The organism is Acinetobacter tianfuensis, from assembly GCF_003611465.1.
GTDB classification, from domain to species: domain Bacteria; phylum Pseudomonadota; class Gammaproteobacteria; order Pseudomonadales; family Moraxellaceae; genus Acinetobacter; species Acinetobacter tianfuensis.
In genome coordinates this window covers 1-13,008 of the sequence record NZ_RAXV01000051.1, presented here as the reverse complement: position 1 = coordinate 13,008, position 13,008 = coordinate 1, and the positions used below count along the sequence as shown (strand labels likewise).

At 43.3% G+C, this 13,008-nt stretch carries 13 protein-coding genes and 1 tRNA gene; 7 read left to right on the top strand and 7 right to left on the bottom strand.

Annotated elements, in window-relative coordinates; all coding sequences use genetic code 11:
- Positions 1-69: 69 nt before the first annotated feature.
- The 3 genes from greA to carA form a co-directional block, all read right to left on the bottom strand.
- Positions 70-546 carry a transcription elongation factor GreA gene (greA, locus tag D7V32_RS16005; RefSeq protein ID WP_120403825.1) on the bottom strand — a complete coding sequence of 159 codons (477 nt, stop codon included), beginning with the start codon at positions 544-546 and terminating at the stop codon, positions 70-72.
- 93 nt (positions 547-639) lie between these two features.
- On the bottom strand, positions 640-3,870 hold the full coding sequence (carB, locus tag D7V32_RS16000; protein WP_120403824.1) for a carbamoyl-phosphate synthase large subunit: 3,231 nt from the start codon (positions 3,868-3,870) through the stop codon (positions 640-642).
- 15 nt (positions 3,871-3,885) lie between these two features.
- Positions 3,886-5,028 (bottom strand): glutamine-hydrolyzing carbamoyl-phosphate synthase small subunit, encoded by a 1,143-nt coding sequence (gene carA, locus D7V32_RS15995; RefSeq protein WP_120403823.1) that lies wholly within the window; start codon positions 5,026-5,028, stop codon positions 3,886-3,888.
- A gap of 307 nt (positions 5,029-5,335) precedes the next feature.
- Between carA and D7V32_RS15990 the strand changes: the two genes are divergently transcribed.
- The gene (locus tag D7V32_RS15990) at positions 5,336-5,821 is read left to right on the top strand and encodes a hypothetical protein (RefSeq protein WP_120403822.1); all 486 of its coding nucleotides are present in this window, start codon (positions 5,336-5,338) and stop codon (positions 5,819-5,821) included.
- Positions 5,822-6,008: 187 nt separating this feature from the next.
- On the opposite strand, the gene D7V32_RS15985 is transcribed toward D7V32_RS15990, so the two are convergent.
- Both D7V32_RS15985 and D7V32_RS15980 read right to left on the bottom strand, forming a co-directional pair.
- Complete coding sequence (locus D7V32_RS15985) at positions 6,009-6,548, bottom strand: DOMON-like domain-containing protein (RefSeq protein WP_120403821.1); 540 nt, start codon at positions 6,546-6,548, stop codon at positions 6,009-6,011.
- Between the two features lie 10 nt (positions 6,549-6,558).
- The gene (locus D7V32_RS15980; protein ID WP_120403820.1) at positions 6,559-6,882 is read right to left on the bottom strand and encodes a YhbY family RNA-binding protein; all 324 of its coding nucleotides are present in this window, start codon (positions 6,880-6,882) and stop codon (positions 6,559-6,561) included.
- A 195-nt stretch (positions 6,883-7,077) separates the two neighbouring features.
- Between D7V32_RS15980 and rlmE the strand changes: the two genes are divergently transcribed.
- The 5 genes from rlmE to D7V32_RS15955 all read left to right on the top strand — a co-directional run bounded on the left by rlmE (position 7,078) and on the right by D7V32_RS15955 (position 11,795).
- Complete coding sequence (gene rlmE, locus D7V32_RS15975; RefSeq protein WP_120403819.1) at positions 7,078-7,728, top strand: 23S rRNA (uridine(2552)-2'-O)-methyltransferase RlmE; 651 nt, start codon at positions 7,078-7,080, stop codon at positions 7,726-7,728.
- Between the two features lie 133 nt (positions 7,729-7,861).
- Positions 7,862-9,751, top strand: coding sequence for an ATP-dependent zinc metalloprotease FtsH (gene ftsH / locus D7V32_RS15970; RefSeq protein WP_120403818.1), 1,890 nt, complete (start codon positions 7,862-7,864; stop codon positions 9,749-9,751).
- An 86-nt stretch (positions 9,752-9,837) separates the two neighbouring features.
- Positions 9,838-10,443: a GNAT family N-acetyltransferase gene (locus tag D7V32_RS15965; RefSeq protein WP_120403817.1), complete on the top strand. Its 606-nt coding sequence runs from the start codon at positions 9,838-9,840 to the stop codon at positions 10,441-10,443.
- 65 nt (positions 10,444-10,508) lie between these two features.
- The gene (gene folP, locus D7V32_RS15960) at positions 10,509-11,360 is read left to right on the top strand and encodes a dihydropteroate synthase (RefSeq protein ID WP_120403826.1); all 852 of its coding nucleotides are present in this window, start codon (positions 10,509-10,511) and stop codon (positions 11,358-11,360) included.
- A gap of 120 nt (positions 11,361-11,480) precedes the next feature.
- Entirely contained in the window at positions 11,481-11,795 is a 315-nt protein-coding gene (locus tag D7V32_RS15955; protein ID WP_120403816.1) for a DUF5713 family protein, read from the top strand.
- A 28-nt stretch (positions 11,796-11,823) separates the two neighbouring features.
- Here the strand turns inward: D7V32_RS15955 and D7V32_RS15950 are convergent, their stop codons facing one another.
- On the bottom strand, positions 11,824-12,240 hold the full coding sequence (locus D7V32_RS15950; RefSeq protein WP_120403815.1) for a hypothetical protein: 417 nt from the start codon (positions 12,238-12,240) through the stop codon (positions 11,824-11,826).
- Between the two features lie 117 nt (positions 12,241-12,357).
- Positions 12,358-12,444 (bottom strand) — tRNA-Leu (locus D7V32_RS15945).
- A gap of 197 nt (positions 12,445-12,641) precedes the next feature.
- Here D7V32_RS15945 and D7V32_RS15940 point away from each other — a divergent pair.
- Positions 12,642-13,008: PhoD-like phosphatase N-terminal domain-containing protein (locus D7V32_RS15940; RefSeq protein ID WP_228200237.1), on the top strand; the 367-nt coding region annotated here is incomplete at its 3' end.

The following is a 13,008-nucleotide window of genomic DNA, read 5'->3' as shown; positions in this document are numbered from 1 at the left end:
CACTTCAAATGCTAATCTAAGAATTTAAAAAGGGCTGATGAATCAGCCCTATAGTATCAATAATTTTGCTTAAAGATACTCAACACTCACAACTTCGTATTCTACTTCGCCCTGTGGGGTTACGATTTTAACTTCATCGCCTTCATTTTTGCTGAGTAAACCACGGGCAATAGGTGAATTGACTGAAATTTTATTGATTTTAAAATCAGCTTCATCATCGCCAACAATCTTATACGTTTTCTTTTCTTCAGTATCTAAGTTTTCGATCGTTACTGTTACACCAAAAACCACACGACCTGTTTGCTCAAGTTCTTTTACATCAATTACTTGGCAAGCACCGAGTTTACCTTCGATGTCCTGAATACGACCTTCACAGAAACCTTGCTGCTCACGCGCAGCATGGTATTCTGCATTTTCTTTTAGGTCGCCGTGTTCACGCGCTTCAGCAATCGCTGCTGTAATGCGCGGGCGGTCTACAGATTTAAGCTGCAGTAATTCTTTCTCTAAGGCAACCTTGCCTTCAGGCGTCATAGGATAACGTTGCATTGTTGTCCCTCTAAAAATATGTAAAAAATTACATGGTTTATAAATGAAAAAAAGCCCGCCACCGAAAGGTGACGGGACTTTTCGGTAACTTAATTAACCTTTAGTAAGGTCTTGCAGGCGGTATACATCCATTGGCAGTTTAATCGCTAAAGCTTGGCATACAGCATCCGCACCGTTAAGGGTTGTAGTGTTGTAAACTTTGCCTTGAAGCGCTGAACGGCGGATTGAGAATGAATCTTCTTGCGCTTTTTTACCTTCAGTCGTGTTAATTACAAGGTGGATTTCGCCGTTTTTAATACGGTCCACAATGTTAGGACGACCTTCAGTTACTTTATTCACGCGTTCACACTCAAGACCAGCTTCACTGATAACTTTAAATGTACCATCTGTGGCAAGAATCTTGAAGCCTAAATCAATAAGTTGTTTCGCAATACCTGCCGCACGCGGCTTGTCTGAGTCACGAACAGAAATAAATGCATGTTTTACTTCACCTTCTGTTGGAAGGCCCGGTAAGCGTTCATTCGCACCTAAGACAGCTTTGTAGAATGCTTCACCAAATGTTTTACCTACGCCCATGACTTCACCTGTAGATTTCATCTCAGGTCCAAGGATCGGGTCAACACCAGGGAATTTGTTGAATGGGAACACTGCTTCTTTCACAGAGAAGTGTTCAGGGATAATCTCTGCAGTGAATCCTTGAGATTCTAGAGATTGACCCGCCATACAGCGTGCAGCAACTTTCGCTAAAGATTCGCCGATACACTTAGAAACGAACGGCACAGTACGTGATGCGCGCGGGTTCACTTCAAGAATGTAAACGTCATCGCCTTTCACTGCAAACTGAACGTTCATCAAACCAATTACGCCAAGTTCTTTCGCCATCGCAATTGTTTGACGGCGCATTTCGTCCTGAACGTCTTTAGATAAAGAGTAAGGAGGAATTGAACATGCTGAGTCACCAGAGTGAATACCCGCTTGTTCGATGTGCTGCATGATACCGCCGATCACAACGTCTTTACCGTCAGATACGCAGTCCACGTCAACTTCGATTGCGTCATCTAAGAAACGGTCAAGAAGAACAGGCGCTTCGTTTGATGCTTGAACCGCGTCACGTAAGTAGCGTTTAAGTTCTTCGTCGTTATATACGATTTCCATCGCACGGCCGCCAAGAACGTATGAAGGGCGTACTACAAGCGGGTAACCCACTTTAGACGCTTCAGCCATACCTTCTTCAGCAGATTTAACAATGCTGTTGTTTGGCTGGCGAAGCTGCAGACGTTGAATCATTTGCTGGAAACGTTCACGGTCTTCTGCACGGTCAATCGCGTCAGGTGATGTACCAATGATTGGCGCACCAGCTTCTTCAAGTGCACGCGCCAATTTTAAAGGTGTTTGACCGCCGTACTGAACGATAATGCCTTTAGGCTTTTCAGTACGTACGATTTCAAGAACGTCTTCAAGAGTAATCGGTTCGAAGTACAAACGGTCTGAAGTGTCGTAATCGGTAGAAACAGTTTCAGGGTTACAGTTCACCATGATGGTTTCGTAGCCGTCTTCACGCATTGCAAGCGCCGCGTGTACACAGCAATAATCGAATTCGATACCTTGACCAATACGGTTAGGACCGCCGCCGATGACCATGATTTTGTCTTTGTCTGATGGATTAGACTCACACTCTTCATCGTAAGTTGAGTACATGTATGCTGTATCAGATTCAAACTCTGCAGCACATGTATCTACACGTTTGTAAACTGGCGTTACGCCCAAGTTCCAACGGTGTTTACGGAATTGTTTTTGAGAAATACCCATCAAGTTCGCAATGCGAAGATCTGACAAACCTTTACGTTTGAATGAACGGATATTGTCCGCATTCAAGTCACCAAAACCTAAAGTTTTGATTTCGTTTTCAGTTTGAATAATGTCTTCGATTTGGATCAGGAACCAGCGGTCAATATTGGTTGCTGCGAATACTTCATCCAGTGTGAAACCGTGACGGAATGCATCTGCAACGTACCAAATACGCTCAGGACCTGGTACACGTAATTCTTGAAGAATCTTGTCGCGTGCGCCTTCAGTGCCAACAGTGATTTTTTCGTCAAAACCAGTTGCGCCAACTTCCAGACCGCGAAGCGCTTTGTTCATAGATTCTTGGAAGTTACGGCCGATTGCCATCACTTCACCTACAGATTTCATCTGCGTAGTAAGCGTCGCGTCAGCTTGCGGGAATTTTTCGAAGTTGAAGCGTGGAATCTTCGTTACAACGTAGTCAATCGCAGGTTCGAATGATGCAGGTGTTGTGCCGCCAGTGATGTCATTTTTCAATTCATCAAGCGTATAGCCTACAGCCAATTTCGCAGCAATTTTCGCAATCGGGAAACCCGTTGCTTTAGACGCTAGGGCAGAAGAACGAGATACACGCGGGTTCATCTCGATCACAACCATACGGCCGGTATTTGGACAAATACCGAACTGTACGTTTGAACCGCCAGTTTCTACGCCAATTTCACGAAGTACAGCTAAAGACGCATTACGAAGAAGCTGGAATTCTTTGTCTGTCAATGTTTGCGCAGGAGCAACAGTGATCGAGTCACCTGTGTGCACGCCCATTGGGTCAAAGTTTTCAATCGTACATACGATGATGCAGTTGTCGTTTTTGTCACGAACAACTTCCATTTCGTATTCTTTCCAGCCAATTAAAGATTCATCAATCAATAATTGTTTCGTTGGAGAAAGATCGAAACCGCGTTCACAGATTTCTAAGAATTCTTCTTTGTTGTATGCGATACCGCCGCCTGAACCGCCCATTGTGAATGAAGGACGGATAATTACAGGGAAGCCGAAACGCGCTTGAATTTCTAAAGCGTGTTCCATTGACTCAGCAACGTCGGCTTTTGGACATTCAAGACCAATTTTACGCATTGCGATGTCGAATAATTTACGGTCTTCCGCTTTTTCGATCGCTTCTTTTGTCGCGCCGATCAATTCAACATTGTATTTTTCTAAAATGCCGTTTGCATCTAATGCAAGGGCACAGTTCAATGCAGTTTGACCGCCCATTGTAGGAAGAACTGCGTCTGGGCGTTCTTTTTCAATAATGGCTGCAACAGTTTGCCAAGTGATTGGCTCGATATATGTTGCATCTGCCATAGCAGGGTCTGTCATAATCGTTGCAGGGTTCGAGTTTACAAGAATAACTCGGTAACCTTCTTCACGAAGTGCTTTACATGCTTGCGCGCCTGAGTAGTCGAACTCACACGCTTGACCGATAACAATAGGACCAGCACCAATAATTAAGATGCTTTTAATATCCGTACGCTTTGGCATTATTTGCTCCTTAAATTACTTCTTCGATGCTTCGATAAGTTCGATGAAATGATCGAACAATGGTGCACAGTCATGCGGACCTGGGCTTGCTTCAGGGTGGCCTTGGAAGCTGAACGCAGGCTTGTCTGTACGGTGGATACCTTGAAGCGTTTGGTCGAACAAAGATTTGTGCGTTGCTTTAAGGTGTGCAGGCAATGTTTCTGCATCCACTGCGAAGCCGTGGTTTTGAGAAGTAATCATCACTGTACCATCTTCGATGTTTTGTACAGGATGGTTTGCACCGTGGTGACCGTGAGGCATTTTCACAGTTTTCGCACCTGATGCAAGCGCAAGAATTTGGTGACCCAGGCAAATACCGAATACAGGCACATTGCGGGCATCTTCTACAATTGTTTTTACAGCTTCAATTGCGTAGTCACATGCAGCTGGATCGCCAGGGCCGTTTGATAAGAACACGCCGTCTGGATTTAACGCAAGAACGTCAGCAGCAGGAGTTTGTGCAGGTACAACTGTAAGTTTACAGCCGCGGTCTGCAAGCATACGTAAGATGTTGGTTTTGACACCGTAGTCGTATGCTACTACATGGAATTTAAGTTCAGGTTGAGAGAAGCCTTTGCCTAGTTCCCATGAACCTTCCGTCCATTCGAAACCTGCAGGGTCGCAGCACTCTTTAGCAAGATCTAAACCATTTAAACCGCCAAATGCGCGCGCTTTTGCCAAAGCTTCTTCTTCAGTGATGTTTTCGCCTGCAAGGATACAGCCGTTTTGCGCGCCTTTAGCACGTAAAATGCGGGTTAGCTTACGCGTATCGATGTCTGCAATAGCAACAACATTGTGTTCTTTTAAGTAGTCGCCTAGAGATTGCGTCGAACGGAAATTACTGTGTAATAAAGGGAGATCACGAATAATTAAACCGTTTGCCCACACTTTGTGAATGCGGCCAGACTCAGCGTCTTCGTCATTGCAGCCGGTATTGCCGATGTGCGGATAAGTTAATGTCACAAGCTGCTGTGCATAACTTGGATCAGTCAAAATTTCTTGATAGCCAGTCATGGCAGTGTTGAAAACGACTTCGCCAGTCGTACTACCCGATGCGCCAATAGAAGTACCTTTAAAAATAGTACCGTCGGCTAGGGCTAAAATTGCTGGGGTGCTCAAACCAAAGCTCCTGAAATTTAGGCTGTAAAAAAGCGAGAAGACGAAAAAAAAGGAAGGCTATTAAAAAACCTACCCTCCTATGTCTGCTCGCTTGAACTTAACACGGCATTATACGCGCGTAGCTCTGTGAAGTCCATTTTAATTGTGCTGAATATGTAATATAAATGGCTTGATTTTTGCTTGAAAGTTTGTTTTGTGCCTAATGACTGAAAATGTAAGCATTTAATTATTGTCTGACAAATCAGAAGTTAAAATTTATCAAATCCAGCTATGATCAGCTCTCATGAATAACTATAGGTATAAACTCATGGCTGCGCAAACAAAGAAAGAAACAGAAAAGGCATCGCTGAAAGCAATTGCAGCAGAAAGCACTGAAAAGCTTGAGCTGGCTGCAAAAGAGGCGACTGAAAAAGCGGCAGAAGCAGTTACTGAAAGTAAAGATGCGCTGCGTGATGAAGCAAAAAAGTTGAATGCAAATGTACAAGGTCAGCTGCGTCAGCTGAAGCAGGATGTCGTTCAGAAAATTGAAGCGCTCATGAGTCAATTGGGTTCTTCGCAAAAAGAGTTGGCTGAATTAAAGGAGTTTGTAAAAACAGAATTTAATGCGGTATATGAAGATTTATCTAAACTGGGCAAAGAGCTGAAAGAAGATGTTTCACAAATTTCCGTGAAGCATAAAGATCAGCTTAGCGAAACGTATAAGCGTTCTAAGGAGCATACTTTAGAGGCTTGGAAAAAGGTGATACCTGTAAAAACTGAAAAGCCAGAGGCGCAAGGCACGCTAAAAAGCTAAAGATCGCAGATGGGATAGGGTGTTTATTTATGGGTGTTTGTTTTGTATTGGCAAGCGCCCATTTTTATTTTCTGCTGCGGCTAAAGTTAGGGCTATGTATGTCTTTTTATATAGTGAATGGCTGGCAATACATTTTAGGCATAAAAAAAGAGGCTTGCAGCCTCAGTTTTTATAGCGGAATTGGCCTTTAGAACACATGCAGCCAATCGCGCTTATTGTGGAAGTCGGCATTTTGGCTGCTGTGCTGCATGGCATAAAATTGCTCGCCTTGAGCTGTTTTTAACACAGCGCTTAAACCAACGAACACATTTGCCCATTTCAGTTTATGTGCCAGCATGAATTCGGTTAAATCTAGGCTGACATTTAAACCATAATGCGTGCGTTTGAGCTGATTCAGCTCAATATCATATGCTGCTTGCGGCGGCATATCTTCAGGGTAGCGGTATTCTTCAAACTGATAAGACTGCCATGCTTGAGAGGGAGATAGATTGATTTCACGATAATAGTCTTCACCCTGAACACCAATAAAAATCTCAAAGCAGGTATCTTCCCATAAAAAGTCTTTACGGGGATTTGAGGAAACCAGCTCAGGCCATTGAATCAGCTGGTTTGGATCTCGGATCCAAAAGCCGACATTCAGTGTGAAAGGGCTTTGCTGCTCAATTGCGCCTACAACAGAAACGGATTGAAAACGGCGGTCAAACGCACTGAGTTCGTAACTTGCCATAAATAATTGATCAGTTGCCTAAATGCACGTGACGAACAAGATTTGATAATTTTGGATTTTGTTTTGCAGCTTTCTTGTAAAGAAGCGCAATTTTACCAATCGTCTGAACAATTTCAGAGCCAGTAGCATCTGCAATCTCTGTAATTGTTGCAGCGCGGGCTGTACGGTCTTCACCGCCAACTTTAACTTTAATCAGTTCGTGATCGTTTAGTGCGCGGTTTAACTCTTCAACGACATTTTCAGTTAAGCCTTTGTCGCCAATCATTACAACAGGGTTTAAAACATGTCCGATTTGACGTAAACGCTTGCGTTCTTGAATAGATAAAGCCGCCATAAAAATAACCTAATTTTAAAAACGGCTTAGTATAGCAAATGCTGGATGCAAACGCTGTAAATTCTAAGTATTTTATCGATGCAATTTATTGAAAAAAACATGCATCTGGTCATGATTTAGATACACTTGCATACTGCAAAAACTGTGTTTTTCACGTACAATAAAAAATTAGAAGTTATTTTTATTTAGAGAGTTATGGCTACACGCATTACCAACCAAAAGTTATCCAAGAGTAGCCGTGCGTGGATGAGAGAGCACTTGGATGACCACTTTGTGAAAAAAGCGCAAAAAGAGGGTTATCGGGCGCGTGCAGCGTATAAGCTGCTTGAAATTCAAGAGAAATATAAAATTATCAAACCAGGCATGACTGTAGTTGACCTTGGCGCGGCGCCGGGCAGCTGGTCACAAATTGCCGGCAAGCTTGTTGGCGAAAAAGGTTTGGTAATTGCCTCAGATATTCTTGAAATGGATGCGCTGCCGGATGTGACCTTCTTGCAAGGTGACTTCCGTGAACAAGAAGTATTCGATAAATTGTTAAATATTTTAGATGGACGTAAAGTTGACGTTGTAATTTCTGATATGGCCCCCAATACATCAGGTAATAAGGCTGTAGATCAGCCTCGTCAAATTTACCTTTGTGAATTGGCCATCGATTTTGCTGCCAAAGTGCTTGGTCCAAATGGTCAATTTGTTGTAAAGGTATTTCAGGGTACAGGCTTTGACGAGTTCCGCAAGCAAGTAGTCGATAACTTTGATGTGTTAAAAACCGTAAAACCTGCAGCATCGCGTGCCCGTTCTAAAGAAGTATTTTTAGTCGGGCAAGGCCGCAAGAAATCTTTGAAGTAAAGTTTACTTGCCAACGCGTTAAAAATTGTGCATTTTGTACGTTTTTATACTATTGCTTGCGGATCTGCAGCGTTGAAATTAGGGTCACCCATTCGTGGGCATGATCAAATTAGATTGATATGGGAATAAAGCTTTGAGCGATCTTTTTAAGAATGCCGTATTGTGGCTCGTTATACTGGGTGTGCTGGTACTTATATTCAGCAACGTCAGTGACCGCAATCAGCCGACCGCACTGAATTATTCAGAATTCGTTGAGGCGGTGAATGCGGGTCAAATTAAGAAAGTCACAATTGATGGCGAAAGAATCCGTGGCGAAAAATCAAACGGTTCTGAATTTGAAAGTATTCGTCCAGCGGTTCAAGATCCTGAATTGATGCCTAACCTGATTAAAAATAAGGTTGTAGTAGAAGGCACTGCGCCTCAGCGTCAAGGTCTATTGATGCAGCTTCTGATTGCCAGCTTCCCAGTATTGTTAATCATTTTGCTGTTCATGTTCTTTATGCGGAACATGGGCGGCGGCGCTGGCGGTAAAAATGGCCCAATGAGTTTTGGCAAGTCAAAAGCGAAAATGCTTTCTGAAGACCAGATTAAAGTGACATTTACGGATGTTGCGGGCTGTGATGAAGCAAAACAAGAAGTTGTTGAAATTGTCGATTTCTTAAAAGATCCAGCAAAATTCAAGCGTTTAGGTGCAACGATTCCTAAAGGCGTATTGATGGTGGGTCCTCCGGGTACAGGTAAAACTTTACTTGCAAAAGCAATTGCCGGTGAAGCGAAAGTGCCGTTCTTCAGTATTTCTGGTTCTGACTTTGTTGAAATGTTCGTGGGTGTGGGCGCATCACGTGTACGTGACATGTTCGAACAGGCAAAACGCCATGCGCCATGTATCATCTTTATTGATGAGATTGATGCTGTGGGCCGTCACCGCGGTTCAGGTACGGGCGGCGGTCACGATGAACGTGAACAGACGCTGAACCAAATGCTGGTAGAAATGGATGGTTTTGAAGGCAATGAAGGCATTATCGTTATTGCTGCAACAAACCGTGCAGATGTGCTGGATAAAGCTTTACTTCGTCCGGGTCGTTTTGACCGCCAAGTAATGGTTGGTCTGCCAGACATTAAAGGCCGTGAGCAAATCTTGAATGTTCACTTGAAGAAATTGCCGTCTACGACAGGTGTGGATGTTAAAGTGCTTGCGCGCGGTACACCGGGCTTCTCTGGTGCGCAAATTGCCAACCTTGTGAATGAAGCTGCATTATTTGCAGCCCGCCGCAACAAGAATACGGTTGATATGCATGACTTTGAAGATGCAAAAGACAAGCTGTACATGGGCCCTGAACGTAAATCAATGGTGATTCGCGAAGAAGAGCGCCGTGCGACTGCTTATCATGAAGCAGGCCATGCGATTGTAGCTGAAATTTTGCCAGGTACAGATCCTGTGCATAAGGTCACAATTATGCCGCGCGGTTGGGCACTTGGCGTGACTTGGCAGCTGCCGGAACATGACCAAACAAGTCATTACAAACACAAAATGCTGAATGAACTTTCTATTTTATTCGGCGGCCGTATTGCAGAAGAAGTCTTCATTAACCAGATGTCGACAGGCGCTTCAAACGACTTTGAACGTGCAACTAAAATGGCGCGCGCAATGGTGACGAAGTACGGCATGTCTGACAAGCTTGGCGTGATGGTTTATGAAGATGACTCGCAGCAGTCTTTCATGGGCAGCATCGGCAGCAGAACAATTTCTGAAGCGACACAGCAGCAAGTTGATGCTGAAGTCCGCCGCATTATTGATGAGCAGTACCGTGTGGCTCGCGATATTCTTGAAAATAACAAAGATATTGCACACGCGATGGTGAAGGCGCTTCTTGAGTGGGAAACGATTGACCGCGAACAGATCCGTGACATTATGGAAGGCCGTGAACCGCAGCCGCCTAAGGTTTACATTGCAGACAATCCTGTGATTGATGTAACGCCGGCTGAAGGCCCAGCGACACCGCCGCCATTGCCGTCAGCTTAAGCCTAATTATAAAAAACCGCCTTCAGGCGGTTTTTTATTGCGTAAATTTGCTATAAAAATAGAGCAGAAAATAAAGAGAAGAAGATATGCAATTAAGATCTGATATTTATCAGCTGGAACTCGTGCCTTTAGATTGGGAGCACTTCAGTACATTAGAAAAAATATGCCAAGATGATGGTTTGGCGGAAGTGCTATATAACTCTGTGCCTTATGTGCATCAGCTGGAGAGTTATTTTAATTTAGCTTTTGAGCAGAGGGATCAAGGTTCACGCATCCCTTTTGCTGTGATTGATTTACAGTCTAATCAAGTGATTGGAACGACCAGCTGCTATGACATCCAGCAAAACGTACCGCGTTTGGATATAGGCTATACATGGTATGCAAAAGCATACCAGCGCAGTTATGTGAACCGTGTGTGTAAATACTTGCTGCTGCAGCATGCGTTTGAAAGTATGCAGATGAAAGCAGTGGGCTTGCGGACAGATCATTTGAATACAGCAAGTCAAAAAGCCATAGAGGGCATTGGAGCAAAGCTTGATGGTGTGCTGCGCTGCCATATGCTGCGCAAGGATGGTCAAACTCTACGTGATAGCTATGTTTACAGCATATTGCAAAATGAATGGCCTGAAGTGCGTACTTTGCTGCAGGCTAAAATCCTTAAATATGCAGCGCAGCAGAATTTTGAAATATGACACTTTGCGTTATGGCGGTTTTAGCGCGACAATGCAGAGGTTTTAAATATGCAATGGATGACAAAATGCAGCTGATGCCTTTACCGCAGCAAGTGCTCAAATGCGGCAATAAATTTTTAGATTTATCGCAGCCGCATATCATGGGTATTTTAAATGTTACCCCAGATTCTTTTAGCGATGGCGGCAAGCACAATGGTAAAGAGCAGGCTATCGCACATGCGCAGCAGATGATTGCGGATGGCGCAGCAGTGATTGATGTCGGCGGTGAATCTACTCGTCCTGGCGCATCTGCAGTCGCTGTAGAAGAGGAAATTCAGCGGGTAGTGCCAGTTGTTGCTGAATTGGCAAAATTGGATGTGATTATTTCGATTGATACCTCAGAGCCTGAAGTGATTAAAGCGGCAGTGGCAGCAGGGGCGCATATTTGGAATGATGTACGCGCTTTAACGCGTCCAAATGCGCTGCAAACGGCAGCTGAGCTGAATATTCCAGTGGTTATCATGCATATGCGCGGCGAGCCAACCACTATGAATAATTTGGATCAGTATGAGGATGTGACTGCAGATGTCATTAAAGAGCTGCAGCTGCGGATTGATGATGCGCTGAACGCAGGTGTGCGCGCAGAAAATATTATGATTGATCCAGGTTTTGGTTTTGCAAAAAATGCACAGCACAATTTAACGCTGCTCAATGAGCTGCATCAGCTCAATCGTTTGGGATATCCGATTTTATCGGCGCTGTCGCGTAAACGTTTTATTGGGGAAGCGTTGAATGGCGCAGATGCGCAAAATAGGGTAACGGGTTCTGTCGCGGGGCATTTATTAAGTGTGCAGCAAGGGGCTTGCATGGTGCGCGCACATGATGTGAAAGCAACTAAAGATGCAATATTGGTCTGGAATGCAATGCGCCAAGCTTAAGGCTAGACTTTAAAATGAGAGCGGTATTTTAAATGCCGCTTTTTTTATGCACTTTTGTTTGGTGAAAAGTGCACTATATGTTATATAAGCTCGCTTGTTTTAAATGTTTCGGTTTCCTGTATGTTTGCAGACCTTCTTCTCCCGATGTTTGATGACGACTATTATCCAGATATTTTAGTTGCTGAAGTTAAACAGCTGATTGTGCAATTTGCAAAAAAAGTTGCAAAGTCTGGTCTAAGCGAGGCTGATATTTATCATTTCGCCAATGAAACAGTTGCTTCAATTAATGAAATGAAACCTCAGTTTGAAGATTTAGACTCTTCTCTTGATGATACTGCGGCAGATTATATTGCTGAAGCGATGATGATGGCTGTGCAGGACGAAGGGTATATGGATGTAGAAATGGAAGAGCTGGTTGCAAACAGAGAGTGGTAAATCATTCTCTGTTTTGGCCTTTAACTGATTACTCATCTATTAAGTCATTTAAAAAGTCACTAAGATGGCAGCTTTCACCTTTATGAATTTCAACAGGTTGAGTGACTTTTAAATGGTGTTCATTCTTTTCTTCAGAATAAACCCCAAAAACATTCACCCAAAATTGAGTTTTATTGTTGATGAGAGGATTCATCCCGCTTGAAAATTTTGGGTCAGTAAAATCTAAAACATAGTCATCACCGCCAGAAGTGCAGCGTTTTAAAATATAGCGGCCATTTTGAATGCTGACAGTCCCTGGAAATAAATCACCGCCCGCATACACTTCTTGTTCCATACTTACATTTGAAATAGGATGCTCGGTATGTATTTCTGATGCTGATAAATATCCAATCGGAAAAATACCAAGGGTTAGGGCGCAGAGAACTGAAAATTTTAAGCGATTCATGCTGAGGCTTCTTTTGGTTTATATGTGAATGTTTCGTTATTTTATTAAATTTTAAGCATAAAAAAACCAGCTTAATGCTGGATTCTTTATATTAACCATTATTCTATATGAGAAAAATGGTGCCCGAGGCCAGACTCGAACTGGCACGACTTGAAGGTCGGGGGATTTTAAATCCCCTGTGTCTACCGATTTCACCACTCGGGCATGAGCGCAATAATAGTAGAGCAATGCGTACTTGGCAAGTCATTATCGTGTTATTTGTAGTATTTTCATGCAAAACATTAGCTTATGTTTAAAAATAAGGCGAATTTTCTGCTTTAAAATGATTTTAATTAAAGTTTCATGCTGCTGAGATCAAATTGAAATATAGATTTTTTATTTTGAATAGAAAATAGGAAATCATGATGAAAAAATTATTGAACCGCCGTCAGCTGATTCAGTGCGCATTTGCCAGTGCTGGGGCCTTTACTTTACCAATTACTTTAACAGCCTGCGGCGGCAGTGATGATCAAAATGAAACAGCAGCGGCTGATTTACAGTTTTTGCACGGCGTTGCCAGCGGTGATCCGCTGCAGGACAAAGTGATTTTATGGACACGGGTCACGGTGGCAGATTTATCATTGCGTATAGAGCTGGAGTGGGAAATTGCATTAGACCGTGATTTTAAAAATATTCAAAACAGCGGAAAAGTGCAAACCAGCAACGCCCAAGATTTTACCGTCAAGGTGGATGCAGACAAATTAAAAGCTAATCAACGCTATTTTTATC